Below are 25,620 nucleotides of genomic sequence, written 5' to 3'. Positions count from 1 at the left end.
TGGCTCCGGTGAGAAACTAAAGGCTGGAGACGAGGTGACCGCCATCGACGACGATTGAGGAGCCGGTGATGAAGCTTCCGGCATCGGAGGCGAGCAAAAGCAGTGCGCTGTCCAGTTCCTCTGGTCGCCCGAGACGTCGCTGGGGAACGCGCTTCACCAACGCCTTTCCGGCATCCGTGGCGAAGAAATCGCGGTTAAGGTCGGTCTCGATGTAGCCAGGACATAGGGCGTTCACGCGAATGCCGTAGCGAGCCCATTCGAGTGCCAGCGCTTCGGTAAGCCGCACCACACCTGCCTTACTTGCCGCATAGCTTGACAAGGCGCCCGCAACGCGATGGCCCAGGATGGAAGCGACATTGACAATCGATCCTCCTTTATCATCCGCCTTCATGCGCCTGGCGACCGCCTGTGCGACGAGAAAGACACCGCGTAGATTGGTGTCGACAACGCGATCCCATTCCGCGGCGGAAATCTCGAGGGCTGGCTTGGAATGTGTGAGACCGGCATTGTTGACCAGGACATCGATGCGCAATGCAAGGCCGTCTATTTTGGCGAAAGCGTCGTCGACCGCGTCCGCATCCGCAACATCCATTGCAACGATGTCGGCTTTGCCGTCGTCAGCCTGGATTTCGGCCTTGAGCGCTACCAGCGCGTCAATGCGACGTGCCGCCAGCACAACATGGTAGCCAGCTCGAGCCAGCATGCGCGCGAAATGCTCACCCAGTCCCGATGAGCTTCCCGTGACCAGCACTGTCTTGCCAACTGCTTTCATTATTCACCGATTTTCCGTGCGAGCGCTCGCTTTTTATCAAGTTTTCTTTCTATCAGCAACCGCGATTCGAAAGCGGATCAGCCATCAGTAACCAGAGCCAAATAGCTTCCGTTGGCCAACAGAAATTACGTCGCGACCGGACACCTATGGAAGCTTATGAAGAGCCGCGCGCGAGACGTGCAGGCGAAGCGGCATTCCGATCGAATCGGGCGAAACGGACCGCAAGCTGGGCAACAACGCGACCACCTCACCACTTAGAGCAGCCTTGCATTCGAGGACGACCCGCGAGACCGGGCCCTGGAAGGCGACACCGCGCACGACACCTTCTATCCCGATCGAACCTTCGATCGCCTCGAGCACGAACGCCTCGGGGCGAATGACAGTGAGACCTGGCTCTTCTGGCGCAACACGGCTCAGGTCGACAATGTTGGCACCACCAAGAAAGTCAGCCACAAAGCGCGAATTCGGACGGAAGTATACATCTTCAGGTGTCCCAAACTGGCAGAGGCGGCCCTTGTCCATAACCGCGACAAAGTCTGACATGGTCAGAGCCTCTGTTTGATCATGGGTCACTGCGATCGTCGTGACTCCGCTCTCGCGCTGGATGCGTTTCAGTTCCAGTTGCATCGCCTCTCGCAGGTTCCGGTCGAGTGCAGCGAGAGGCTCGTCCAGCAGAAGAAGTGTCGGCTCGAACACGAGCGCCCGCGCAAGCGCGATGCGCTGCCGTTGACCGCCCGAAATGGCGGTAGTGGCTCGGTTCTCGGTGCCGGGCAGTTGAACGAGAGACAGAGCTTGCCGAACGCGTCGGCTACATTCTTCCCGGGACACGCCGCGCACCTTAAGTGGGTAAGCGATGTTGTCGCCGACCGATAGATGCGGAAACAAGGCATAGCTCTGAAAAACGATTCCTATCCCGCGCTTGTGGGCTGGAACGGACTCCATAGCCACGCCGTCCAAACGAAGCGAACCAGCATGCACGGGAACGAAACCCGCGATTGCGTTGAGTGTTGTCGTCTTTCCTGAGCCGCTGGGGCCAAGAATTGACAAGAATGCACCAGCTGGAAGGCCGAATGTGAGGTCTTGGACGATGCTCACCGAACCGAGACGGATATGGAGGTTTTGGACGTCGACGTCGATTGCCACAGCTTACTCCGAACGAATGCGGCTGGCACGCAGTACCGCATATGCTGCAAGCATAAGCCCAACCAGGGAGAGAATGATAATGACCGATACGGCTGCAATCGCCGGCGAAACGGAACTTCGGGCCGCCAACCAAATCTGGGCGGGAAGGGTCAATTGGTCGGGGCGTGTTACGAAAAGAGCGACCACCACCTCATCGAAGCAGGACGCGAAAGCGAAGATTGCGGCTCCGACAATCGTTGTTTTGATTATGGGAAGCTCCACCCGGAACATGACGCCTAGCCACCCGGAACCAAGGCTCACGGCTGCTTGACGCACCTCTGGACTGACGCGCCTCAGAGCGTCCAGGCAAACTGCAAAAACGACTGGCACTGCCAAGAGTGCCTGGCCAGCAATCACACCGGCAGAAGAGCCCAATACACCGAACCTCTCATAGAGGAAGTAAAGGCCTAGTGCATAGACAATTGACGGTATAATTGTCGGCGCAAGAAACAGAGCCGATAGCCAAGGAGCGAACCGACCAGAGCGCCATACGGCCAATGCTGCAAGAACTCCAACGCAGAGCGCAACGATACTGCCAAATACAGAGAAGATTAGCGACGTGGCGATAGGTCCGGTCCACATCGGGTCCGTTATGACGAGTGTATACCATCGCGACGACAACCCAATTGGCGGAAACGTGATGAATGTTGTGGACGTGACCGACGCCGGAATGATCGCGAGAACAGGCAAAAGCAGGAAAACTGCAATGACGAATGCTATTGCGCCGAAAAGGGGCGCAAGCCACCCAAGACTTCCACGCAGGGCTGTACTCAAGTCCTTCATAGATGTTCGAACCGTGCCGTGATTTTGAAAAACCGGTCGGCGACCATATAGGTGACAATGCTGAAAATCAGCAGGGCAGCTCCTAGCACCGCAGCGCCGGCTGGATTGCGCATTTCATTGAACTGTTGATCAACAAGCATGGCGACAGTCGGCGAATCTGGACCGGCCAGAAAAGCTGGAGTCACATAAAATCCATAGGACAATATGAACACGAGCGAACCGCCGGCGAGCGCACTCTGACGCACGTGCGGCAGAACAACAGTGCGTAGCACGCGAATGGGACCGGCGCCCAGGCTCTCGGCGGCCCGCAAGGTTGCGGGATCGAGAGAACTGATCGCCCCCCAAACCGGCAGGATGGCAAATGGCAGCATTATGTGGATCATCGCGGGATAACTCGCGAACGCTGTCTTCAGAACCATGATGGGTTCGTTGACCAAACCAATGAGTTCGAGTGCCTTCTTGATCGCACCGTTCGGCTGGAGAAGGAGTATCCAGCCATAAGTGCGCACAAGGAGCGAGACCCAGAACGTGAGGACAAGGATGCTGAGGGAAATCGATCGCCAAAGGGGTGACATCATCGCCATGCTTAGCGCGTAGATCACGCCCAGCACGACGCAGGCTGCCGCCACGACGGCAGCCATGATCGTCGTCATGCCAAACACCTTCAAAACAAAAACGTCCGAGAGAACGTCAAGGCTTTCTGGTCGCGCTATGACGTACAGAAAGACCGTGATCAGAGGCGCCACGAACAGCAGCGCATAAAACGCTGCTGGCGTGAAGATCAAGGTCAGGACTTCGGTGCGAGAAGGCCGCATTCACCCAACCTTACTTTTTCGCAAGCCAATCGGTGTATCTCTTCGATATTTCGTCTGATTGTTTTGCCAGGGCGACCTGATCGACCACCGCTGCCACCTTGATATGCTCCGGACTATTGGCAAGTGAAGCTAGGTCCTTGTCGGACATGAATTTGAGCGCTGCCTGGTTGGTAGGTCCTGTAAGAGTGCGCCGCGAAAGGTCGGCTTGCCTTTCAGGATCGGACATCCAGTCAATGAGTGCAAAGGCAGCATCGGGATTGGGAGCATTCTTAATGACAGCCGAGAACGAGGAGTACACGACGGCCTGATTCCACTGCACTTCCACGGGGAGACCCTGCTGAGCAAGCAGGATCGTGCGCGACGAAGTGTTCATCATCATTGCCACACTGCCTTGTCCGAGAAGTTGCTGCCCTTCGCCCAAGCTCGCATAGAATATCGTGTTGGATCTGATTTCGTCGAGCTTCTTTAGCGCACGCTCGATATCGAGTGGGAAAAGCTTGTCCTTGTCCACGCCATCAGCTAGCAGAGCGACTTCAAGGACACCTGTCCAATACGCCGGTAGGGCACGACGACCTGGGAAACGGGAGACGTCCCAGAAATCTTTCCAGTCTTGCGGTGCTTTCGAGGGGAAGCTTTCCTTCGAATAGCCAAGAGCCCAAGAATAGATATACCCGGCAGACATATGTGACCGGAGTTGTTCCGGTACGCCCTCCACCCGCGTCACCCAATCTGGAAGCGGCTGTAAAATGCCTTTTTCCTTAAACTGGGACGCCGCAAAGCCGTCGGCATCGATAGCGTCCCACTGCGCGGTTTCACTGTCCGCCATTACTTCGAACTTGCTGTAATTTGCGGAGGGAGTAGAAATTTTTATGCCGTATTCCTTTTCAAAGCTATCGAACATAGCTTCCTTTGTTGCGGCGGCAAAATCTCCTCCCCAATTGGCGTAGACTACGGACTTCGATTTGATTGGCGGCACGCGTTGTGCCCATGATGGTTTGGCGACGAATGGGATCGAAAGCGCACCTGCGCCGAGGGCCAAAAAATTCCTGCGAGTCGTACTTGTCATCTGAGTTCCCCTTTATGGACGACAGTTCATCTCATTTCTTATCCCGCAATCATCATTTGTCAAGCGAGCGCTCGTTTTTTTGTATTGACAGGCGATCCTTGGCCTCTATAGCTTTCGGCATGCGAGACAGGGGTACTGATCGATCCGCCTTCGGCCCGCTTCCAGGGGCAAGCCGGCAGGACGGTGATGGTGGCGCCGCTTCTTCAGCCAATGAAATTGATCACTTGGATGTGGATGGTCTGAATGGCCTTCGCGAATTCGGGAAATGGCATGAACAGCACGGGTCAGGGGCACAACAGCGCAAGCTTTGACGAGGCCGCCAAGCCCCGCTCGATGGCGGCTTATCTTCGTGAGCAGCGTGTGGTTCCGGGCGGCTCGATGCGCGCGTCTGCTTGGTTCAAGCCGCACCCCCCCTATGCGGCCCGCGGTGAGGGCTGCTGGCTGATCGATCTCGACGACAACCGTATTCTCGATTGCCTCAATAACTTCTTCTCGCTGATTCATGGTCACGCCTTTCCGCCAGTCCTAGAGGCTGTCCGCAAAGAGTTGGAAAAGGGAACGGCATTTGGCGTGCCTACCGAGAGCGAGATTCTGCTGGCCGAAACAATCGCGGAGCGTAACCCGCGGCTTGAGCAAACCCGGTTCGCCAATTCCGGAACCGAGGCGGTACTCCATGCGATCAAGGGCGCACGTGCGCTCACGGGACGGCATAGGATCGCAAAATTCGAAGGCTGCTATCACGGAGCCTATGACTGGGTCGAGGTAAGTCTCGATCCGTCGCCAGAAAACTGGGACGACGCGCTCGGAAATCCGGCCTCCGTCCCTTACAACACCGGCACACCTGCCTCCGTACTCGCCGAGACCGTGATCCTGCCCTTTGGCGACCCCGAGCGCTGTGCTGAAATCCTGCGTCGCGAAGGGCCGACACTAGCAGCAATTATAGTAGACCCCCATCCGTCTCGGCCAGGGACGATCGCTATTTCGCCAGTCCTTGTCGACCTATTGAATCAGGCCTGCCGTCGCGACGGGATCATGCTTATCGTGGACGAAATCGTTAGTTTCCGCCTAGCTGTAGCAGGCGCGACGAAGATGTATGGCCTCGAACCTGATCTTGTGGTGCTGGGCAAGGTCATTGGCGGCGGGCTACCGATCGGCGCCGTTTCTGGGCCTACCGAACGCATGGCCGTGTATAACCATACCGAGGGCAAGCCGAAGGTGGCGCTGGCCGGAACCTTCAGCGCAAACCCACTGAGCATGAGTGCCGGCATTGCCTCCCTTCAGCATTTTGATGAAGCTGCGGTACAAAGATTGAATGCGCTGGGGGACGACCTGCGATACAAGACCAGCGCAAGGTTTGCTGCTGCGGGCGTGCAGGCGTTTGTCAGCGGTGTCGGCTCACTGTTCCGCCTTCATGTCGGCAAGTCGAGCGTGGTCGACTACCGAAGCTCTTCTGCAACCAAGGAACAAGCGGTCGTGCTTCGCAACATCCATCGTGGCATGCTTGAACGTGATATCTTGCTGACGCCGTTCTGTTCAGGCGCTCTTTCGGTTCCAATGACTGCGAACGAGATTGACCTTCTGGCAGACAGCCTAGCCGACATTACCATCGAGGAGATGAACGCATCGCCGCTCAAGGTACGTTGAAAGTAGCCATGCAGGCGTCTACGGCCGCGGCTTAAGGGAGATATGCCATGGGCTCGACAGCTGCCGAGAAGATTCTCGCACGGGCCGCCGGATTGCCGGCAGTGCGGGCGGGAGAAGACATCGAGGCGAAGCCGGATTTCGTTCTTGCATACGATTTTCCCAACTATACCGATGTTTACTTTCGACAGTTGGAGGAGGACTTCGGTATCAACCGCCTCAAGGAACCTCACCGCTACGCTATTTTCATTGACCATCTGCTCGAAAACGCCTCGCCGAAACAGCTTGAGCAACAACGCCAGACGCGCGCCTGGTGTAAGCGCAACGGCGTTGCTCTGTATGACCGGGTTGGCATCGGTCATCAGGTCGCGGTTGAGCAAGGCTACGCCACTCCCGGTGCCTTTATCGTCCATTTCGATGGCCACATCAGCCAGTTGGGGACGTACGGCTCTCTCGCAATAGGCTTGAGACGCAACGTTTTTGCGGCCTTCGCCAGACAAACCGTTGCAATCCGGGTACCTGAGACCGTCCGGGTGGATTTCCACGGGGGTTTGGCTCCTGGCGTCATGGCAAGGGACGTCTTCAACTACATGTTGCGAAAGCTTGGCCCAGCGTCCTGCCGGTTCCAGGTGCTCGAGATCGCTGGCCCTGGAACGGCCAGCTTGAGTCTGGATGGCCTGCAGACCATAACCGGACTAGCCATGTTTACCGGTGCGCTCACGGCATTTGTCGACCTGGATGCCAACCGGCTTTCTGCAGCTGTCAAGCGTGCCCGCATATCGCTCTCCCCCGTAGCGAGCGATCCCGATGCCATCTATGCGGCCAGACACACCATCGACTTGGGCAGCATCGAGCCTCAAGTGGTGGTGCCGCCAACTCCTGCAGACGTACGCGACATACGTGACATCGAGGGATTGCGAGTGCAGAAGGGCTATCTTGGATCTTGCGTATCCGGCCGGCTCGAAGACCTCGAAATAGCGGCGCGCATCCTGAAGGGAAAGCGCATCAACGACGGTTTCGATCTGATCGTCGTGCCGTCCAGTGAGGAGATCAGGCGCCAGGCGGAAGCGAAGGGCTACCTTGCTGTGCTAGCGGCCGCGGGCGCGCAAATCTCGCAGCCTACTTGCGACCACTGCTACGGGCATCTGCCGCTGCTTGGCGACGGCCAGAGTGCTATCTCGACAGGCACGCTTAACGTGAAGGGGCGAATGGGCAGCGTGCGCTCCGATATCTATTTGGGAAGTGCGGCAACGGTGGCAGCCAGTGCCTTGGAGGGATACATCGCAGACCCTCGCCGCTTCTGGGGTGGAAATGATGACACTTCCTCCAATTAGTGGGCGAGCCGCATTCGTCATCGTCGAGCCCAACTTTGATGTGGACCTCATCATTGGGGTAAGCAACATCAAGCTCAAGGATCCCGAGGAACTTGCCCAGCTTGCGTTCGCGGATTTCGAACCCGATTTCGTGGCCTCGGTGAAGCCTGGCGATGTCATCGTCGGCGGCGAAAACTTCGGGTACGGTCATCCCCACTATCCACCAATGATTGGCCTGCGATATCTCGGCATCAGCGCGGTCATCGCCGAGTCCTTTTCCCCCGGCTACTGGCGCGGCGAGATCAGTATGGGATTCCCGCAAGTCGCCTGTCCCGGGATCCTCCGCAACGTGCGGCGCTGGGAACGGCTGGAGGTGAACTGGGCAGAGGGCATCGTGCGTAACCTGGACACTGGTTGGGAAGCACCCTTCGATCCGATCGCAGGGCCGGACCTTGCCATGCTGGAAGCAGGCGGCCTCATCAACTACCTCAAGAGCAAGGGCGCGTGATGCTCAATCGATCGACGTTCAAGCAGCGGGTGGCCTCTGGCCGGACCGCTTGGGCAGCAGGCGCTTACGACTGCCTGTCCGCGCTGTGTATTGCGGAAGCAGGTTTCGACGCCGTCACCACCACAGGTTTCGGTATATCGGCATCCATGCTCGGCGAAGCGGATGCCGAATTGTACACGCTGACCGAAAACGTGGCAGTGGTTCGAAACATTGTAAACGCCCTCGGCGTGCCACTGATCGCTGACGCTGACAGCGGTTACGGCAACGCCATCAATGTCATCCGCACGGTTCGTGAGTTCGAGGGGGCTGGAGTTGCCGCGCTAATCCTCGAAGACCAGGTGAGTCCGAAGCGGTGTCCTCTCGGCGATACCGAGATCGCTGTGTTACCCATCGAGGAATCCGTCGGCAAAGTGCGTGCAGCCGTTGACGCGCGGCGAGATCCGGAACTGATGATCATCGCGCGGACGGACGTTAATGATCCAGCAGAGGCAGTCAGGCGCGCCAAGGCTTACGTGGCGGCCGGCGCCGACATCGTTCAACCTGTGAGCCGATGCTTTTCATCGTTCGAGGCGCTGAGGACTTTCAGGCGCGAAGTCGGGGCACCCTTGTCGCTGCAGCTTCTGAGCTGGCTCGAGACCGAATTGACTCCCGAACAGGTGGAGGAAATAGCCGCCCTTGCGACCTTTACTTTTGTGCCGCTGATGACAGTAAGGCACGCGCTGAAAAGCAATCTCGAGGTCCTCGCCAAACTGCACAAGACGAGCGACTTGCCCCTGTCGCGGGAGCATTACGCCGACTTCACCGCCTTCATCGGTTTCCCGCGTATCAAGGATACGCAAGAAAAATACATTCCCCGCGCCTGAACGTCGCCGGTGGCCCCTCAATAAAGCAAGGATACTCAAGTGACCAGAAACATCACGGACTTCGCCCCGGTTGATGCCACTCATTCTCCGAAATTCTCCCAAATAGGAACGTTTATGCGCGCCCGCTGGCTCCCTCTGGAGCAGGTCGGCGACATTGACGTGGCGGTCGTCGGGGTGCCCTTTGATATCGGAACGCTCTACCGCACCGGCACCCGCCAGGGGCCCAATGCCATTCGCGACATGTCCCGTTCCCTGCGGTTCCTCAACCGCCATACGCTCGTCGCTCCCTTCGAAACGGCACGTATCGCAGATGTCGGCGACGTCGACGTCAACCCGCTGGATCTCGATGACAGCCTGACCACCATTGCGAACGCTTTCCGCGACATGGCTGAAAAGGGCGTGCGTCCGCTGGCACTCGGCGGCGATCACACCATCCCTCTGCCGATTCTTCGTGGTCTCGTAAGTAATGGTCCAGTTGGTCTGGTCCATTACGACGCACACAGCGACACGAGCGATCAGTGGCGCGGCGTGAAAGTCAACCATGCGACGACGTTCCGCCGAGCCGTAGAGGAAGGCCTTATCGATCCGAAGCGCACCATCCAGATTGGTCTGCGCAGTCAGATGAACACCAAGGACGATCTAAAGTGGGCCAGGGACTCGGAAATGACCCTGGTCACGATGGACGATTTCGAGGCTCGTGGTCGCGCGGCCATCATCGAGGAAACGCGTCGCGTGGTTGGCAACGGTCCGGCTTACGTCTCGTTCGACATCGACGGCCTTGACTCAATCTACTGTCCTGGCACGGGCGTTCCTGAACCGGGTGGCTTCTCAATGCGTGATGCGCAGCTTATGCTGAGCGGTCTGCGCGGTATCGACATCATCGGTGCGGATATCTGCGAAGTGTCACCGAACCTTGACGTCGGCAACCTCACATCGCTGCATGCCGCGCATTTGGGCTTCGAACTGCTGTGCCTTCTGGCCGAGTCGGCCAGCAACCACGCCGACTAAATCCGTGAAACTGCCGATTATTCTTCGTCGTGATCCGGGCGCTTCGATGATTCAGGAAGACTTCGCTTTCAAGGCAGGGGATACGGTCGAGTCTCTGGCGCTGGCTCGGGGCGAGGCGCTATCCGTCGATCTTGTCGGCAGATCCCTGGCTCGCGCCGCAGAGTTGCGGAAGCAAGGTAGCTTCGCTCTCACCCGTTTGTGGCCTGAGGACGCTATGGTGGCAGCCGAGCGGGAGGATAGGTTGATCGCGGCCGGAACTCCGACGCCCTCCCCGCTGGCCGGTCTTCCAATCGTCGTCAAAGACAATTGTGACGTGCGTGGCGATGTTACCCAGGCCGGTTCCGCAGCGTTGGCGGGCGCGCCACCGGCGTCGCGAGACGCGTCGTGCGTGGCCCGACTGAGAGGGGCAGGCGCAGTTATTGTTGGCAAATCAAACATGTCGGAATTCGCCTTTGCTAACACCGGCGAGAATCGGGCTTTCGGAACTCCCCGCAACCCATGTGATCCCGATCGCCTTGTCGGTGGATCCTCTTCCGGTGCTGCCACGTGCGTGGCTGACGGTTCGGCAATCGCAGCACTCGGAACGGACACGGGAGGTTCGATCCGAGGGCCGGCGGCGCTTTGCGGCCTCGCCGGTTTCAAGCCCTCTGAGGGGCGCATACCCGCCCAAGGGGTCATTTCCCTCTCCACGACATTGGACACGATTGGTCCGATTGCACGAACAATTAGCTGTTGCGCCATCATGGATGCCGCGCTCGCCGATCAGCCATGGCGTCCACTTCCGGACTTTCCGCTCCAAGGTCTTGTCTTCGGCGCGCCTACGACAACGGTTCTGGACGATCTGGAACCTCAAGTCGCCCAGGCCTATGCTGCAACTTTGGATTTCCTGACTCGCTCAGGTGCCATCATCATTGAATTCCCTTGGGCAGAAATAAACCCTGATCGGTGGAGACAGTACTTCTCCATTATTGCGCGCAGTGAATTCTATGGCAGCCATGGAGAAATAGCTAAAGAGCGGGCGCAGCTTGTGGAAAGCGTCGCGAAGGAAGTTATCATGTCTGGAGCTTCGTTCACCATGAAGGATCGGGCCGAAGCGCTGGGTTTTCGTGAACGCTCCATTTCTGAAGCCCATGATGTCATTTCGCGCTTCCATGCCATATTGATGCCGACGGTACCGATCTTGGCTCCCCGCGCCTCGATGCTAACAGATGCAGTTGAGGCCGGTAAGGTGGGATATTTGATTGGCCGCAATAATGAGATCGCCAACTTCTTCGGCTGCTGTGCTGCAACGGTTCCGTGTCAAGGGCCGGGAGAGCTCCCCGTCGGCCTGCTAGTGCTCGGCAAGAACGGCGATGATCGGCGCATTTTAACAATTGCCAAGTCAATTGAGACGGGTCTCAATAAACTGCGTTTGCGCCATTAACTGTGCCCCTATTTGACCAGCAAGCGACGACAGGAGGGGCTGACATCTCCCCGGACCAACCCGGCTCGCCGCAGCAGCAAACGGTCGCGCGGGTGCTGTAAAATTCAGCATTTTGATCAATAGGATAAGAGGCCGATCTTCATTTGCCTTGTCGCTGCGCGCGGCCCGGTCCAATCGAACCGATAACAGACCTTCCATCGTTTGCTGATGCAGCGTAATTAACTGCCTCGTTCTGCGTTCTTGATCTCTGCCATCCTGCTGGCTTTCCGGTTCTGATGAACGAGATCATTTTCGCTACGAAGCACTGACGTCGGACACCCCAGTGATGTCAGCAAAAGGTTCTCTACCTCCGCTATGTAGCGTCCGATCTCGACCCCGCGCTTGCGATACTTGGCGCGCTTGACGTACCAGTCCTGAAGCAGCGGCTTGACAAGAGCGGCGAAGAACCGTGGGTCTGTCGTCTGGAATGCACCTTCGGAAACGCCGCGCTCGATGATCGCTGCCAAAATGTCCTCAGTTTGAACTTCCGAATCGACGGCTGCTTTTCGTGCGCTTGCCGGAAAGCTCTTCGCTTCCATGAAAGCAAATACGAACCAAGGGAGCATCGTCTCTGTAAGCCTGATATGAGTGTCGATCGCCCACAGCAAGTGCATGCGGGGGTCGGATTTAACGGACTGGGGGGCATTGTCCAGCACTTCCACGACCGTAGCTGTCACCTCCTCAAGCACCATGACCAAAAGCGTCTCCTTGCTATCGAAATAGCTGTAGAGCGCGCCCATACTCATACCCGACCCTTCAGCGAGGTCCCGCAGGGATGTGGCGTGAAAGCCCTTATGATTAGATAACCGGAGGAAGGCCGTGACGATGCGCGACAGGTTAGCGACAACAAGATGTTGCTTCTGCACCTTGATGTGATCGCGATGGCGTTCGAAGATTCTTGAGCACAGTTTTTCGGTTGTCCATACTGATAGATGATTGTCTGCTGGCGTTGCCAATCGATCCTCCGTTAAGCCGCCCGGTAGGTATAAGGACTACCGCTTTCATCCACAAGGCGCCGATGAATTCGAGCGAGCGCTCATTCGCATGGCGGCAGTTTGGCCGATTTGGGCGAAGCTGCGCGCGCTTGCGTTTCTACCCCGCAGCGACGGCAGAGGGGCGATGGTTCGAGCCTTCGGATTGGCGAACGTTAAGCAGCGGTCGGCGCCGGCTTGAACACTCGAACAACATCGCGGCATTACGCCCACATTGTCGATCAGCCGCGTCTTGTCGAACCAGGCGACAAGAAGCCACGTGGGTCGAGTATGGCGCGACAATGTAGATTGAGGAGCGTATTGGCGCTGTCTCCAGGTTGGTTGACGCGCCGCAGTCGAGTGAGATTATCCTGGCATCGTTATTCTGGTCAGACAACTTGCCTGTGGTGAACGGTTTGTCTAAGTGAGTAGGAGCAGCAATAGCTGTAGACGATATGGTCATATGCCGCCTCTGAAGAGCAGTCTGCTCGCCAGTAGCTTGAATCGGAGGACGAGGAGCGCTGTGGAGGTAGTCGTCCCAATTGCCATGCCGATCCAGATACCAATCGGGCCCATCTTAAAACTAAGCAGATAGCTTAGCGGGAAGCCGATCAACCAATAACCTATGGTGGCGAACAGAAGCGGCACCCGCGTATCCTTCAGGCCGCGCAAGCTGCCCAATGCGATGCTGTGCGTTGCCTCGGTGATAAAGAAGAGTGCGCCTACCAAAAGGAGGTTTCCAGCGAGGCCGATCGTCGCGTTAGCATCATCCGCGGATTTTCCCAGAAACAATGCGGTGATCTCAAACCGGGAAGCGATCACCACAACAGTCAGTATCGCGGCTACCACGATACCCAAAAGCATCGCGACCAGACCTGCACGCTTGATGCCGGGGCCATCGCTGCGGCCGACTGCATGGCCAACGCGCACGGCAGCCGCCATGCTGATGCCCGAAGGAATCATGTACAGTATCACGAAGACTTGGAATGCGATTTGGTGGGCGGCAAGCGCCGCAGTGCTGATCATGCCCATTAGGAGCGCCGCAGCAGAGAAAAATCCAGCATCCATCAAAAAGCTAATAGAGACCGGCATCCCGATCACGATCAGCTGCCGCATCATGGGCCAATCGAAGCGCCAAAGATGTGCAAGCCCGTGGTAGTAACGGAAAGGGCGGCACATAGTTGTAAACCATAAACCGGCCAAAAACGTCGCACAGTTTACCAAGGTCGTCGCGAGACCCGCCCCGAACAACTCTAGCCGCGGTAGACCAAGCTTCCCATGGATCAGCAAATAGACCAGCAACGCGTTGACTGGGATGGCGGCGAGCGTGATCCCCAAGGCCGGCTCCGGCCGATTGACCGCGCCCATGAAAGTGCGGATGGCCAGGAACCAGAGTGCCGGCGCCACACCCCAAGTTAGCCCAAACAGATATTGTTGGGCGAGCCGCGTCACGTGTGGGGCCTGGCCAAAAGCGAGCAGTATCTGTTCGCCGCGTAGCGGAAATGCCATAATCGGGAGCGATATCAGCAACGCCGCCCATAGCCCCATGCGCAATGAGCGCCGCACAACGCCTAGATTGCCCGCCCCAAACGCCTCCGCCGCCAACGGTGCGATTACCGCTAGCAGGCCGGTGGCGAAGGCGACGCTAACGAGATAGACCCTGTTGGCCAACGCTGCCGCGGCGACTGCCTCAGGGCCAAGGCGCCCGATAAAGGCAAGATCCGTCGTCATCATCGCTATTTGCCCCAGCTGCGTGAGCACCATCGGCAATGCGAGTTTCGCAGTTTCCATTAGCTCGACAGCGAGGCGATGACGATCCACCGATCGATCCAATCCCTTCCGCGAAGCTGGCGCCCGTTCTGTTTCGGATATCTTGTCCATCGAACTCGATCTGCCCGGTCTACGGGGGGCGACACTGCTTTGTTTCACTAGCTTCGGTCTGTCGTAAAAGCCGGTATGCATCATTGCGGAAAGCTGGCCCGTACCTATCGGACGCAGATCGGACGAATTTCCTTTTTCCTTCGACCGAGCGATCCTGCTCGAATCGGCCGTTGACGGCTTGTGACCAGGGAGCTTCAAAAGTCATGCCAAATGCTGCGAGAGAACCTTGAAAATATTCTCTATATTGTTCAATGACTTGAGAGCTAAGCGGGAACGAGCCGGATGCGCTGTGTTCCGGACTCGACAAATGCGACGATGGATGTCTTTAATCCAGCACGGCCCGAGTACGGTGGAGAGGATCACGCCCCAACTGCGAGGGGATGGGGATCATCGCCGCCGCCCCTCTTCAATTCGCGGAACCTCTCTCAGCGATGCTTTCGCATCTTGAGAACTTGACCAATCGGGCTGTCGATTGGCAGCCCGTGCCGCATGACCAAGGCCACCCTTGATGCGTTCGTGCAGCTGTAGCGCCTGCCATGCAATCGTCCACCGGCCAAAACAATTGCTTAAGCCAACACCTTATGTGTCTCGGGCCTGCTACTTTAACCTCGTTGCCGCTCCCGGCCAGGAGCGGCAACGAAGTGGGATACAGCGCTTAACATCTCGTGGCATGACCACGCTTGCTAGCAGGCTGATCCCGCCTCTCTTCACCGTCTCGAACAGTTCACGGCGGCCTGTTCACGGGACCGCGAAACATAAGGAAGAGAGAGTGAAATGATAGCAGCGGCAACAGTGATCGGTATAGATGTGTCCCGCGACTGGCTTGACGGGTTCTGCATCCCAGGCGGTCAGCACTTCCGTCTTCCCAATACCTCAGAAGGTCATGCTCAGTTGCTCGTGCAGATCCGGCGCATGCCGGCTGCAGTCCGGGTTGGCTTTGAAGCGACCGGCGGACAGGAATGGGCTTTCTGGGTCACCCTTGTTGCGGCGGAGATTGAGGCCGTGCAACTGCCTCCGGCGCAGATCAAGGCCTTCGCCCTTTCCCGAGGCACACGCGCTAAAACAGATCGGATCGACGCAGAACTCATCGCAGGGTTCATGCTGTTCCGACCAGAAGCCGGACGGACACTGCCGAGTGAAAACCTGCGCACTCTCAGAGCCTTAACGACCCGGCGGGCCCAGATCGTCGATATGCGCAAGCGGCTCTCGGCACAGATTTCCGCGCGCGAGAAGCAGGGTATATCCGAAGATGTCGTCGATATGGACAATGCCTTACGGATCATGCTGGACGATCAGATCGGGGACCTCGAGCGCCGGATCGTAAGCACCATTGCTCAGGATGACAGTCTGGCAGCGAAAGCGCGGCTGCTGCGATCCATCCCGGGAATTGGTCCGGTCTCTGTGGCCATGCTCATCGCCGAAATGCCGGAACTCGGTCGGATGACCGCTGGCGAGGCCGCCGCCATGACAGGCCTTGCTCCGATGCCACACGACAGTGGAACAATGCGCGGCAAGAGAAGGATCGTCGGTGGACGGCGGGCGTTGCGTCATGTGCTGTTCCAGGCCGCACTCGCCGCAGCATGTCACAATCAGGCGCTGAAACCCCTCGCCAAACGTCTCAAAGAACGTGGCAAGCCCCACAAGCTCATCATAATCGCGATCGCACGCAGGCTCGTAACAATCGCAAACGCAGTGCTGAAAACCGCCACTCCATGGCAATCAAATCCAATCACCTAGACACAGTTGCTAATCGTTTGAACGACTGGCTCACACTCTTTGCTTGGGTAAAGCACGTCGGTTAACCCCCGCAGACAGCTTTTTCATCGTCCCCGCCACTTCCTCCGCAAACGAGTCGCTGTCAGGATCATAAGAAAGGGCACTAAGAGCCTGTTCCTCAACTTTGGGCACAGGAACTCCCGCGTCAGCCAAAGCAGCGTACCTTGCTCGAATTGCGCGTCGCCGACGGCTATGATGCGGTTGCGACCATTCCAGGTGGTCAGACGTCCAAGGCTCCGTAAATGTAATGTAATTTGCCGCGAGGGCGGCCTTTACGATGTGTTCTCCCGCCTCGGTGCGAGCAAGGAAAGCGTTCCAGCCTTCATCCTCCTGCTTCGGATCGGCGCCCTCCCAGCAGTCCAGTACGGCGATGTCTGCCGACAAGCCGATGCCGTCAGGGCAAATTTTGCACCGGAATGGGGTCTTCCAAGTGGATTCATGTCCCCAAAGCTCCCAAAAGTTTAGTGCAAAACTGCGGCCATCCTTCGTACCAGCTGCCGTTGGTCCTGGACAGCCATGTCCGCGGAAACGAAACCAGGAAAGCTCATCTTCCGAGATCTTCCAGCGCTGCAACAGGGGGTGGAACTCGCCAAGCTCCGAGAAGCCGCCGCAGAAGACGGTAAAGGTGTACTTACAAACCTCCCGCAGGCGCTCGTCCGTTCTGCTAAGATTGTGAAGAGCCGTAACATCGCAAGGTTTGCCAACGAAGGCGAATGTTCGCCTGTCGGCCAAAACATCCGCAATATCACTAAGTGGAGCCGATGGAGAATAACGCGAGCCCATCGCCTGTAGGATCTGCTCCCGAGTACAGGATCGATGGGGCTTCGAAAGCAGCGGCCGATTGGGATCGGGCGCGATGTGGACGATTTGATCGACTAGGCCGCTCTCAAGGACAAAAAGACATAGGCTGGTTAGCGCTCCGCCAGACGCTGCTCGGAAGCGAATCTCGGGCTCAGCCGAGTGTCCTTTCCAAAGCATTCGTTGAGGCCCCCACATCGGGTCCGTTGTGCAAGCATTCACATGACTTGGTACAGAAATGTTTACGCCAGGGCACACGGTATTGAAGAGATTGAGTTCGCCGTCCGTGAGAGCCCGCCGCCGCACCGGCTCTTGAAGTCCATCGTCGGCGGTCACGAGGTCTACTGCGTTCGGACCAAGTAAGCTAACGCAAGCCCCGCAACCCATGCAAAGCCCTTGAGTGGTGACATCCTCAATATTCAACCGCATATTGTTCTCCTAAATCTGATTGTCGTTACAGCTCTGAACGCATCTGCTTAAAATCTTTCCAGTATCGGTCCGATATTCGCACATCACCTTGAGGGTCAGTGGGCAATGTCGTTGAACCGTTGACTGCCGCTTCGCTGAGCAACTCTAGCGCAGAAGGACCGTTGAGCGATCGAAGGCACAACCAGGAGGGGCGATGTCACGTTTTTTCATCAGTGATCGAAGAGACTGTGAAGGTGGTAAAGGGCAGCCTGGTGAGCATCTTTGCTGGCGAGCCCAAGCTGGTTGCGGCAGCGGTGAAGGGCATTACGGTGATCCAGAGGAAGCGTATGCAAGGCGCGGCTTACGCGCCGGACCGCAATACCGAGCGGCCGACCGCCCGAGAAGCTCTCCGACGCATCGCCGAGTTCTATCATGTTGAGGATAAAATCCGTAGCCAGTCGGCATACACGCGCCGCACCTTGCGCAAGGCCAACTCTTAGCTCGATCCGGACTGTTGCGGTCCACCCATGTAGATCGATCCGACGCCTCAGACTTTCGCTGCAGGCTAACAACGATGCGAGGCCTTTTAATCGACATGGAATATATGCTTTGTGATGTCGGCTATTTGCGAGACTTTGTCTCGGCGCATAATGCTGAAGTGGTCTCCATCGATGACATGAACTTCGATGTTGCCTCCTACTTGGTTCCACCCCCATGTCGGATCAGCGGATGACACATCCTCTCCCGGTAACAGGCTGCCAAGTGCTCCTACTGTTCTTGCCCTAACGAGGGTGACAGGGATGGGCGTCTTGCTTGCCTCGAACTGCGACCCGATTATGGCGTTCGCCCAGTAGATGGAAGCGCTGCACCTAAAACTCACTTCTAGCGTTTCGCCATGACACGCAAGATCCAACGCCTTGAACGCCTCAGTGGGGTTTGCTGACAACATCACGTTGAACGTCTCCTGATCCAGCAGCCGACCAACGCCCTCCACCGACACTCGTGGGGATGCGCTAGCGGGGATATCTAAGATCAACACGCGACTAACTTCGACCCCTTGCCGATGAAGCTCGATGCCAACCTCGTTGGCTATTTTCCCCCCGAAGGAATAACCGAGCAGCACCACTCTTTTGTCCCCTGCTGCATCCTTGGCACGGGCTGTCATGGGGGCGATGATATCTTGTGGCTTAAGTGAATTTCGCCAGGGATCGATACCCTTTGGATATTCGAGTATGTCGAATGGAATATTCCCCAGCAGCGGAACAAGCCCCGCGAAATCCATCGGCTCTCCCGTAATCCCCGGGATGAGAAGCAGGTGACCGTTTTTGAAGGGTAAGGGCTCCCCCTTGGAACGCGAACGACTCCCAGCCTGAGAAATCTCAACCGAGAGGCGGCGCGAGGTTCCGCTGCTGATGATTGTTGTGGACGAGACAGCCATCCCGAAACGCTTGCGCAAGTCGTTTCGCAGTTCGATGAGAAGCAATGAATCCAGGCCGAGGTCACGCCATTCGAGATCCGGATCGATGGTTGCAGCGTCCCGCCTTCCAAGAAGCGCAGCAACCCGCTGCGTAACGTGCCGCAGTACATCGGCTTCGCCTTGAACTTGATCTGTCACCTCATTAGCGGGCAGCGATACGATCGTATGATTTGCTTTGGCCTCCCCCAGGTCATGGCCTATATCTGAGGCAACATTCAAAGCCTCCATGCGAGATGGTTTCCGGGTGAAAGCAACCCCAAGTGCTGCGGCGCCCTGTTCGTTCGACAGTCCCGCATCACCGCGTTCGAAATATCTCCGCAACAGCTCCGCGTTATCGGCAAACGCAGCGGAATTCTTCCACACACCCCAATTGACAGACGTCGCCGTGAGTCCGATCTCGTTCCTGTACCGGCTGAGGCCGTCCAGGAAGCCGCAGGTCGCTGCATGCAGTGCTTGCCCCGCCTCCCCCCGAGAAGATGCAGTCGACGAACACAGGATAAAGAATTCAAGAAGTCCCGGCTCACCAAAGAATGCATGAAGATTGGCTGCCCCACCCGCCTTTGGCGGCACCACGCGCGCTATGGCGTCGCAATCGATTGAGCTGATTATTCCGTCTGCAACACTGCCCGCGGCATGAATGATGCCTCTGATTGGACGTTCCGCCTGGATCTGTCGAAGGCAAAAGGCGAGCGCCTCACGGTTCGACACATCCACAGTATGAACGCACACGGTACAGCCCGTTGCCTCCACGTCTTTGATTGCCGCAAGACGTTCTGCCGTCGGAACGCTGCGCGAAAGCACATGGATGTGCTTCGCTCCATTTTCGCTCAACGCCTGGACCATCACAGGCCCGATGCTGCCGAGCCCTCCGGTTACGAGATAGGACGCGGTGCCGTCTAGTCGATGAGGGAATTTCAGCGCAGATGGAATCTCCTGCAGTTGAATGACAGCTCGCTGCTTTCCATCATAGACCACCACATCGGCGGTATCTTCCGGACTGCAATCTAGCTCCCTGGAGATGAGGTCAGGTAGCGATTTTGGCTCGACACGCCCGACCTGAATGCACAGCAGGCGCGGGCAAGCTGTTTCCGCAGCAAATGACCGGGCGAAGCTGAAAGCAGCCTCTGCGATGCCTATCGACGTTCCATTCGCGCAATCCTTGCGGGAGACCATGATGATTGGGATGTTTGTACCAAGATCGAAGGCACCAGCCACTCTTGCGAAGAGCGACGACATACTGGCTATGGCACATTCTAGCTCCTGCCCTGCATGGGCAGCCGAGGGCAGAAATATATCGACCGGAATGACAAGGTAGTCGACATCCATAAGATCCCTAGCAATTTCTGCGGCGTCTCGCGCTTGCCAAAGGCCGACTATTGGCAAATCCAGAGGGGCATCCTGAATATCGTTGGAAAGAAACGAAGCAACTGCGCCGCGCATCCGTCTGACCGAACCTGCTTTTGGGAGGTCGCGAGGGACGAGCACCTCCTCGCGAATGGTTAGGCGCCCCTCAGCGCCCGGCCCGCTATGATTATAATCGCCACCCTTCGCGCGTTCGATCTCAATCTGCCGGAAGCCTATTCCGTCCATGACGACATGGCCGGCTAAATTCCTGATGGTGAAGTCGAACAGGCTCTCGCCATCACTTCGCCTGCAGTTCTTCACATCACATAATGTCGTAGTGGCCGCCTCCTGGAGCATGACAACACGATCAATCCCTACGGGGACGAAGGCCCCTCCGACATGACCATCACGGAAGACCGCTTCGATGACCTGAAGAGCTGAATCAATCAGGACTGGGTGGGCTCCGAAATACTCGCCATCGTCCCGAAGGCTCAGGGGGAGATGACACTGTGAGGTGCCAAACGTCTTCCCGGCGGACACAAAGGCGATAGATTTGAATGCCGGACCGAGGAAAACCCCTTGCGCCTCGTAGCGCTGATACACATGCTCCGGCAATACCTCACATAACCCCTCCTCCGGAGGAACTGCGGCGCAGGCTGCCAGCGTGCCTCTTTTGACGCGGGCTGAGACTACCCGGATGGCTTGATCCTCGCCTGTCGGCGCAAGCTGCTTCATTTCGATCCTGAATTCGGATTGATTCGGACCCTGTATCAGATCGATTTCCAGGATGGCTCCGTGCGTAACATCTGCGGAAACCATCGAGTGGATGCGGAAGTTCAATATCTCAACGCATGATGTCCCCAATGCTACCGAGGACGCTTCGGCAACCATATCGAGTAGGTATGTGCCCGGAACGACGCGCACTCCATCAACCATGTGTTCGCCGAACCAGACCTTCCGGATTGCTTTGCGGTGTCGGCTGATTAGCTTGGCGTTTGTATCCGTAAATACTTGCTGAATCGTCTGGTCTCCTAAAGAGACCGCTGGTGGCGCACAGAGGTATTGCTTCCTGCGAAATGGATAGGTCGGCAGGGAGACGCGGCGCCATGGAGCGCGAGGAGCGAGGCTGTCGAATTGGGGATCCACGCCAAGCATAAATAGCTCGGCAAGGGCTCTGAGAAACGTTCCCAACTCGTCGGAGCTGCGGCAAGAAGCGATCCAGGCTCTCCCCTCGCATGGGTCATTCTCCATGCCGAGCCCGAGAAGCATGGGTTTTGGTCCGAGCTCGATAAATACCTTCGATCTGTCGTCAAGCATATACTGAAGCGCATCGTGGAACCGCACCGGTCCCACGAGTTGGTCCGTGAAATACTCGACCCAGTCCAGGTTTCGCTGAATAGGAGCCCCTTTTACCGAAGAGACAATGGGGATCATTGGGTCGGTGAAGCGCAGGTTCGCGATGACGGATCTGTATTCATCAACGATCGGACGCATTTGCTCTGAGTGGAACGCATGCGATATTGGCAGTGGAGTGATCGTACAGCCCGAGACTTCTCCAGCGGCAACGAGCCCTGCCACGAGGTCGGCTTGACCGGATAGTACGACCGCGTTCGGCGAGTTGAACGCCGCGACGGTGACACCATCGCTCAGCTCGGAAACAAGAACGGCAACATCTTCTGCGTTCCCCATGGCTGCGGCCATCGCGCCCGATCCGGATGGAAGTTCCGCGGAAAGTCGTCCTCTCTCAGCAACAAGGAGGCACGCATCTTCCAAGGATATTGCACTGGCGGCGACCAGCGCCGCAACCTCCCCAAAGCTATGGCCCGCGACCTCCTCAAACTGCACCCCAAAGGAACGAAGAAGGCGGGTCATCGCGTACTCGAACGCGAAGATCGCCGGCTGCGTGAATTGGGTACGATTCAGTCTTGCGTCACGGTCAGGTGTTTCCTCGATCACCTGCTTGAGGTCGATCCCATGACTGCTCCGTATGCACTCGAAGCAATCTTCCATCGCCTCCCTGAAGGTGGGAAACGCAGCGGAGAGTTCCTTACCCATTCCTGTCCATTGGCATCCTTGACCAGTGAAGAGACCAACAATCTTTTTCGGGGCCAGACTGTCGGAGGGGGACAACACTCCTGTGATGACATCGTTGAGGAGTTGGGACAAATCGGCCCTGCTGGACACTGCCCAGCCGACCCGGAACCGTTCCGACCGGCGGCCCACGCAGCAGGTCATGCAAATATCCCGCAATCCGAGATCTTCACCGGAGACAGCGAGGAGGTCATAGACCTCCTGGCACAGATTGATCAGCTGCTCGGAGCTACCCGCCGACAGCACAAACAGTTCAATTTGCTGAAGATCGCGAGGGGCCTGTGCCTGCCCGACAAGGGGGTCCCGGCCCTCGAGGATCATGTGACAATTCGTTCCTCCTATTCCCAGGGAACTGACCGCTGCGCGCCGGGGTCTCTCCGATGGATAATTCCAATCCTGCGCATGCCCGCTAACAATTCTCAGGCGGGTTGCTTGCAGCGGCATGCGCTCGTTCGCATTTCGGAACGTCGGGATGGCTGGAATCCTGCCCCTGTGGAGACATAGAGCTGCTTTCAGAAGGCCCGCTGCACCTGCCGCCTCGTCAAGATGGCCGATGTTCGCCTTCAGGGATCCAACAAAGCATTTTTCGGCAACCGCGGCAGCGCCATATGTTGCCGCCAGAGCTGTGATCTCAATTGAGTCTCCGACGGGTGTGCCTGTCCCATGGGCCTCAACGTAGTCGATGTCGGACGCGGTCAGGCCGGCATCTGCTAGAGCTGCCTTGATGACATCGATCTGTCCCTCCATGCTCGGTCCCGTATAACTCAGTTTGCGGCCGCCATCGTTGTTGACCGCTGACCCAACAATGACAGCGATGATCTGGTCACCATCGCGCACCGCGAGATCATAGTCTTTGAGGACGAGAACCGCGCATCCGTTCCCGAACACAGCTCCGTCGGCCGCTGCATCGAAGGGTCTGCAGCAGCCTGTTGGTGACAGGATGACACCGTCATGCGCAAAGTAGCCGACATGCTGCGGAGTGGATATTGAGACGCCGCCGGCAATTGCCATTTCGGCCTCTCCTGCGCGGATCGCCTGGACGGCATGGTGAACAGCAACCAACCCCCCTGAGCAGGCGGAACTTACCGAGAGACTGGGACCAGTCAGGTTGAATTTGTGCGAAACCCTCATCGAAATGTGCTCTGGAGAGTTGCCTTGTTCGATGAAAATCTCGCCGACATTTCGAATGAGACGATGGCTCAGAAAGGGCCCATCGTCCGCATGCATGACCGACGGCAATATGCTGTTGATTAGATATGTGCTCGCACCGCTCGCCGAATAGACACCGGTCCGGTAAGAAATCGTCGTCGGCGCATAGCCGGCATTTTCCAGAGCGTGCCAGGAGCACTCAAGAAACACCCGATGCTGCGGGTCCATCAGCGAAGCTTCGCGATCACTGATACCGAAGAACTCGGCGTCAAAATGGTCGTGGTGATCAAGGAAGCCGCCCCTTCTCACAAAGTTTTCGCAGGAAGATAGAGCCGGTGGGTCGTTCTTGGATTCCGAAATGAAAATCTGATTGCTGATAAGGCCTTCCCACAGAGCATCTACGGAGTCGGCGCCGGGGAAGCGGCCTGCCATGCCAATGATCGCGACGGACTTTCGTGGAGAGGGCGTCGCGAATGTCGATGCCACTTCGTTCTCGCTGGTGGCGCGGAATGCCGAAGCCTTGAGGATCGATTGCAAAGTGGTCTTATCGGAAATGGCGGACACAGAAATGTCGATGTGCAGTTCCTGCTTCAATCGTGTCACCAGTTGCATCGCACTCAGCGAGTCGCCGCCGGCCGCCCTGAAGCTTCGATCCTTTCCTCCGGGAAGGACGTCATTCCAGATTTCAGACACGTGCTGCTGAATATCTTGCGGCTGAACGCGAGCCGCTGCGGCAACAGCGGAGGACGCCATTGCCTCTAGCGCTCGACGATCAACCTTGCCTGTCGATGTCTCCGGAAATGCTGAGAGTGTGTGGATGCGGTAGGGAACGGCCGTGGCATCCAATGCATCAGTGATCAGTGTTCGGAGGTCCTGCTCGAGCACATCACACTTCGGGTCTTCTGCCACTGTTACGAAGGCCAGGAGTTGCGTTCGCCCGCTGACCTCGACTGCCACGACGGCAGCCTGGTTCACATATTGAGAACGCTCCATCGTCGTTTCCACGGCTGCGACATCGACTCGTTTGCCGCGGATTTTCACCTGCCGGTCGATCCGTCCGGTGATTGCAATGCAGCCGTCGGGGAGGATGACGCCGAGATCTCCGGTGAGGTATTCATCTGGCACACCTGTCGAGGCTGAAGGCAGGGGCACCAGATCGTTCGTGTCGGGACGCATGTACCCCATGGCAACCTGGCACCCTTTGATAACAATGCGCCCCTCAGAGCCCGGGTCCGATGATATTCCTTTCGACGAGAGGACGCCCACCTTCATTCCCGCGATGGGGAGGCCAATCGATGGCAGATCCGGCCATTGTTCCGGATCTCCGGCGAGTTCCAGAGACGTCACATCCTGCACCTCTGTCGAGCCGTAGTTGTTGTAGAGCGCGGCGCCGATGCGCCGGAAGAATGACCTGATAGCCCCGGTGATCTTAAGGGGCTCGCCGGCGGTGGTGACGTCAGTGAGATAAAGCTGTTCGGCGAATGCGGGCGCTGCCATCGCCAACTGATTGAGTACACTGTATGGCAGATATGCCTTTTCGATCCGGGATGACGACAGGAGCTCCAGGAGCGTGCCGGCGTCTAGTCGTTGCTGCTGTGTTGCCAGAACCGCTGTTCCTCCCGAACTGATCGCGGAGAACAGTTCGTGAAACGCGATGTCGAAGTGGAAGGAGGCGAATTGTAAATGGACCCTGCCAGGTTCGCATCCTCTGAAGACGATGTCCCATTGAACCAGATTCGCAAGCCCACGGTTTGACATGAGCACGCCCTTGGGCGTTCCCGTCGTGCCGGAGGTGAAAAGCAGGTAGCAGCCCGTTTCGGGAGTGGAGAGGTTCTCAGCCCTCGAAATTTTTTTGCCAGCCCGCCTCACACGAATGGTCTCGATACCGAAGGACCGCAGGAGCCGCGCAGCGGTCGCCCCTAGGGGGGTCTTGGCTGTAGCGACTATAGATCTGGCCCGTGAGGCCCTCAAAATGTTGCGGATTCTCGCATCGCTCGCAAAAAGGTCGAGCGGGCACACCGTCGCCCCGCTGAGCATGATCCCGAGAATGATGATCACGGTATCGACGTGACGCGAGGGGTTCATCAAGATGACATCCGCGACGCCAACACCGCGCATTTCAAGCTGTCGCGACACATGCGATGCATGACGCAACAGCTCTTCATAGGTGAGCCGCTCGTCGCCGCACTGAACCGCGATCATGTGAGGAAACTTTCGCGCGCACTCCATGAATTCCTGCGCCACGGTGCGGCAGGGCGCGGCAGACAACGGATGTCCGTTCAAGGTCGTGTCTATCATGATGCCCCCCGGGC

At 57.5% G+C, this 25,620-nt stretch carries 17 protein-coding genes; 8 read left to right on the top strand and 9 right to left on the bottom strand.

Annotated elements, in window-relative coordinates; genetic code table 11:
• Positions 1 to 16: 16 nt before the first annotated feature.
• The 5 genes from ACSQ3Z_RS32910 to ACSQ3Z_RS32890 all read right to left on the bottom strand — a co-directional run bounded on the left by ACSQ3Z_RS32910 (position 17) and on the right by ACSQ3Z_RS32890 (position 4,618).
• Positions 17 to 772, bottom strand: coding sequence for an SDR family NAD(P)-dependent oxidoreductase (locus tag ACSQ3Z_RS32910; RefSeq protein WP_436175356.1), 756 nt, complete (start codon positions 770 to 772; stop codon positions 17 to 19).
• A 144-nt stretch (positions 773 to 916) separates the two neighbouring features.
• Positions 917 to 1,915, bottom strand: coding sequence for an ABC transporter ATP-binding protein (locus tag ACSQ3Z_RS32905; protein ID WP_436175355.1), 999 nt, complete (start codon positions 1,913 to 1,915; stop codon positions 917 to 919).
• A 3-nt stretch (positions 1,916 to 1,918) separates the two neighbouring features.
• Positions 1,919 to 2,728 (bottom strand): ABC transporter permease, encoded by an 810-nt coding sequence (locus ACSQ3Z_RS32900; RefSeq protein WP_436175354.1) that lies wholly within the window; start codon positions 2,726 to 2,728, stop codon positions 1,919 to 1,921.
• Between the two features lie 5 nt (positions 2,729 to 2,733).
• Positions 2,734 to 3,552 carry an ABC transporter permease gene (locus ACSQ3Z_RS32895; protein WP_436175353.1) on the bottom strand — a complete coding sequence of 273 codons (819 nt, stop codon included), beginning with the start codon at positions 3,550 to 3,552 and terminating at the stop codon, positions 2,734 to 2,736.
• A gap of 10 nt (positions 3,553 to 3,562) precedes the next feature.
• The gene (locus ACSQ3Z_RS32890) at positions 3,563 to 4,618 is read right to left on the bottom strand and encodes an ABC transporter substrate-binding protein (RefSeq protein WP_436175352.1); all 1,056 of its coding nucleotides are present in this window, start codon (positions 4,616 to 4,618) and stop codon (positions 3,563 to 3,565) included.
• A 243-nt stretch (positions 4,619 to 4,861) separates the two neighbouring features.
• Between ACSQ3Z_RS32890 and ACSQ3Z_RS32885 the strand changes: the two genes are divergently transcribed.
• From ACSQ3Z_RS32885 to ACSQ3Z_RS32860, 6 genes are read left to right on the top strand one after another with little or no spacing between them, the layout of a single operon-like run.
• Positions 4,862 to 6,262: an aspartate aminotransferase family protein gene (locus ACSQ3Z_RS32885; protein WP_436175351.1), complete on the top strand. Its 1,401-nt coding sequence runs from the start codon at positions 4,862 to 4,864 to the stop codon at positions 6,260 to 6,262.
• A gap of 47 nt (positions 6,263 to 6,309) precedes the next feature.
• A complete protein-coding gene (locus tag ACSQ3Z_RS32880) occupies positions 6,310 to 7,593 on the top strand; it encodes a 3-isopropylmalate dehydratase large subunit (RefSeq protein WP_436175350.1) in 1,284 nt (427 codons plus the stop codon).
• Positions 7,571 to 8,080 carry a 3-isopropylmalate dehydratase gene (locus tag ACSQ3Z_RS32875; RefSeq protein ID WP_436175349.1) on the top strand — a complete coding sequence of 170 codons (510 nt, stop codon included), beginning with the start codon at positions 7,571 to 7,573 and terminating at the stop codon, positions 8,078 to 8,080. The genes ACSQ3Z_RS32880 and ACSQ3Z_RS32875 overlap by 23 nt, the downstream gene beginning before the upstream one ends.
• Entirely contained in the window at positions 8,080 to 8,943 is an 864-nt protein-coding gene (locus ACSQ3Z_RS32870) for an isocitrate lyase/PEP mutase family protein (protein ID WP_436175448.1), read from the top strand. The genes ACSQ3Z_RS32875 and ACSQ3Z_RS32870 overlap by 1 nt, the downstream gene beginning before the upstream one ends.
• A gap of 39 nt (positions 8,944 to 8,982) precedes the next feature.
• Complete coding sequence (gene speB / locus ACSQ3Z_RS32865) at positions 8,983 to 9,951, top strand: agmatinase (RefSeq protein ID WP_436175348.1); 969 nt, start codon at positions 8,983 to 8,985, stop codon at positions 9,949 to 9,951.
• 4 nt (positions 9,952 to 9,955) lie between these two features.
• Entirely contained in the window at positions 9,956 to 11,374 is a 1,419-nt protein-coding gene (locus ACSQ3Z_RS32860) for an amidase family protein (RefSeq protein ID WP_436175347.1), read from the top strand.
• 218 nt (positions 11,375 to 11,592) lie between these two features.
• Here the strand turns inward: ACSQ3Z_RS32860 and ACSQ3Z_RS32855 are convergent, their stop codons facing one another.
• A complete protein-coding gene (locus ACSQ3Z_RS32855; RefSeq protein ID WP_436175346.1) occupies positions 11,593 to 12,369 on the bottom strand; it encodes a TetR/AcrR family transcriptional regulator in 777 nt (258 codons plus the stop codon).
• Between the two features lie 474 nt (positions 12,370 to 12,843).
• Complete coding sequence (locus ACSQ3Z_RS32850; protein ID WP_436175345.1) at positions 12,844 to 14,265, bottom strand: MATE family efflux transporter; 1,422 nt, start codon at positions 14,263 to 14,265, stop codon at positions 12,844 to 12,846.
• Between the two features lie 774 nt (positions 14,266 to 15,039).
• On the opposite strand from ACSQ3Z_RS32850, the gene ACSQ3Z_RS32845 reads away from it, so the two are divergent.
• Positions 15,040 to 16,002, top strand: a complete 963-nt coding sequence (locus ACSQ3Z_RS32845) for an IS110 family transposase (protein WP_436175344.1) — start codon at positions 15,040 to 15,042, stop codon at positions 16,000 to 16,002.
• A gap of 30 nt (positions 16,003 to 16,032) precedes the next feature.
• Here ACSQ3Z_RS32845 and ACSQ3Z_RS32840 read toward each other — a convergent pair whose 3' ends face one another.
• Complete coding sequence (locus tag ACSQ3Z_RS32840) at positions 16,033 to 17,019, bottom strand: Coenzyme F420 hydrogenase/dehydrogenase, beta subunit C-terminal domain (protein WP_436175447.1); 987 nt, start codon at positions 17,017 to 17,019, stop codon at positions 16,033 to 16,035.
• Between the two features lie 347 nt (positions 17,020 to 17,366).
• Here ACSQ3Z_RS32840 and ACSQ3Z_RS32835 point away from each other — a divergent pair, with 347 nt between their 5' ends.
• Complete coding sequence (locus ACSQ3Z_RS32835) at positions 17,367 to 17,747, top strand: hypothetical protein (protein ID WP_436175343.1); 381 nt, start codon at positions 17,367 to 17,369, stop codon at positions 17,745 to 17,747.
• A gap of 86 nt (positions 17,748 to 17,833) precedes the next feature.
• Here ACSQ3Z_RS32835 and ACSQ3Z_RS32830 read toward each other — a convergent pair whose 3' ends face one another.
• Complete coding sequence (locus tag ACSQ3Z_RS32830) at positions 17,834 to 25,606, bottom strand: beta-ketoacyl synthase N-terminal-like domain-containing protein (RefSeq protein ID WP_436175342.1); 7,773 nt, start codon at positions 25,604 to 25,606, stop codon at positions 17,834 to 17,836.
• Between the last annotated feature and the right edge of the window lie 14 nt (positions 25,607 to 25,620).

Source organism: Mesorhizobium sp. LjNodule214 (genome assembly GCF_964252735.1).
Lineage (GTDB): Bacteria > Pseudomonadota > Alphaproteobacteria > Rhizobiales > Rhizobiaceae > Mesorhizobium.
This window is presented reverse-complemented; position numbering and strand designations above follow the sequence as displayed.

Bases quoted from the DNA above. Each gene is read 5' to 3' on its own strand.
- ACSQ3Z_RS32885 (WP_436175351.1), top strand. From the start codon at position 4,862: ATGGCCTTCGCGAATTCGGGAAATGGCATGAACAGCACGGGTCAGGGG.
- ACSQ3Z_RS32910 (WP_436175356.1), bottom strand. From the start codon at position 772: ATGAAAGCAGTTGGCAAGACAGTGCTGGTCACGGGAAGCTCATCGGGA.
- ACSQ3Z_RS32875 (WP_436175349.1), top strand. From the start codon at position 7,571: ATGATGACACTTCCTCCAATTAGTGGGCGAGCCGCATTCGTCATCGTC.
- ACSQ3Z_RS32895 (WP_436175353.1), bottom strand. From the start codon at position 3,552: ATGCGGCCTTCTCGCACCGAAGTCCTGACCTTGATCTTCACGCCAGCA.
- ACSQ3Z_RS32845 (WP_436175344.1), top strand. From the start codon at position 15,040: ATGATAGCAGCGGCAACAGTGATCGGTATAGATGTGTCCCGCGACTGG.
- ACSQ3Z_RS32850 (WP_436175345.1), bottom strand. From the start codon at position 14,265: ATGGACAAGATATCCGAAACAGAACGGGCGCCAGCTTCGCGGAAGGGA.
- ACSQ3Z_RS32870 (WP_436175448.1), top strand. From the start codon at position 8,080: ATGCTCAATCGATCGACGTTCAAGCAGCGGGTGGCCTCTGGCCGGACC.
- ACSQ3Z_RS32830 (WP_436175342.1), bottom strand. From the start codon at position 25,606: ATGATAGACACGACCTTGAACGGACATCCGTTGTCTGCCGCGCCCTGC.
- ACSQ3Z_RS32890 (WP_436175352.1), bottom strand. From the start codon at position 4,618: ATGACAAGTACGACTCGCAGGAATTTTTTGGCCCTCGGCGCAGGTGCG.
- ACSQ3Z_RS32840 (WP_436175447.1), bottom strand. From the start codon at position 17,019: ATGCTTTGGAAAGGACACTCGGCTGAGCCCGAGATTCGCTTCCGAGCA.
- ACSQ3Z_RS32880 (WP_436175350.1), top strand. From the start codon at position 6,310: ATGGGCTCGACAGCTGCCGAGAAGATTCTCGCACGGGCCGCCGGATTG.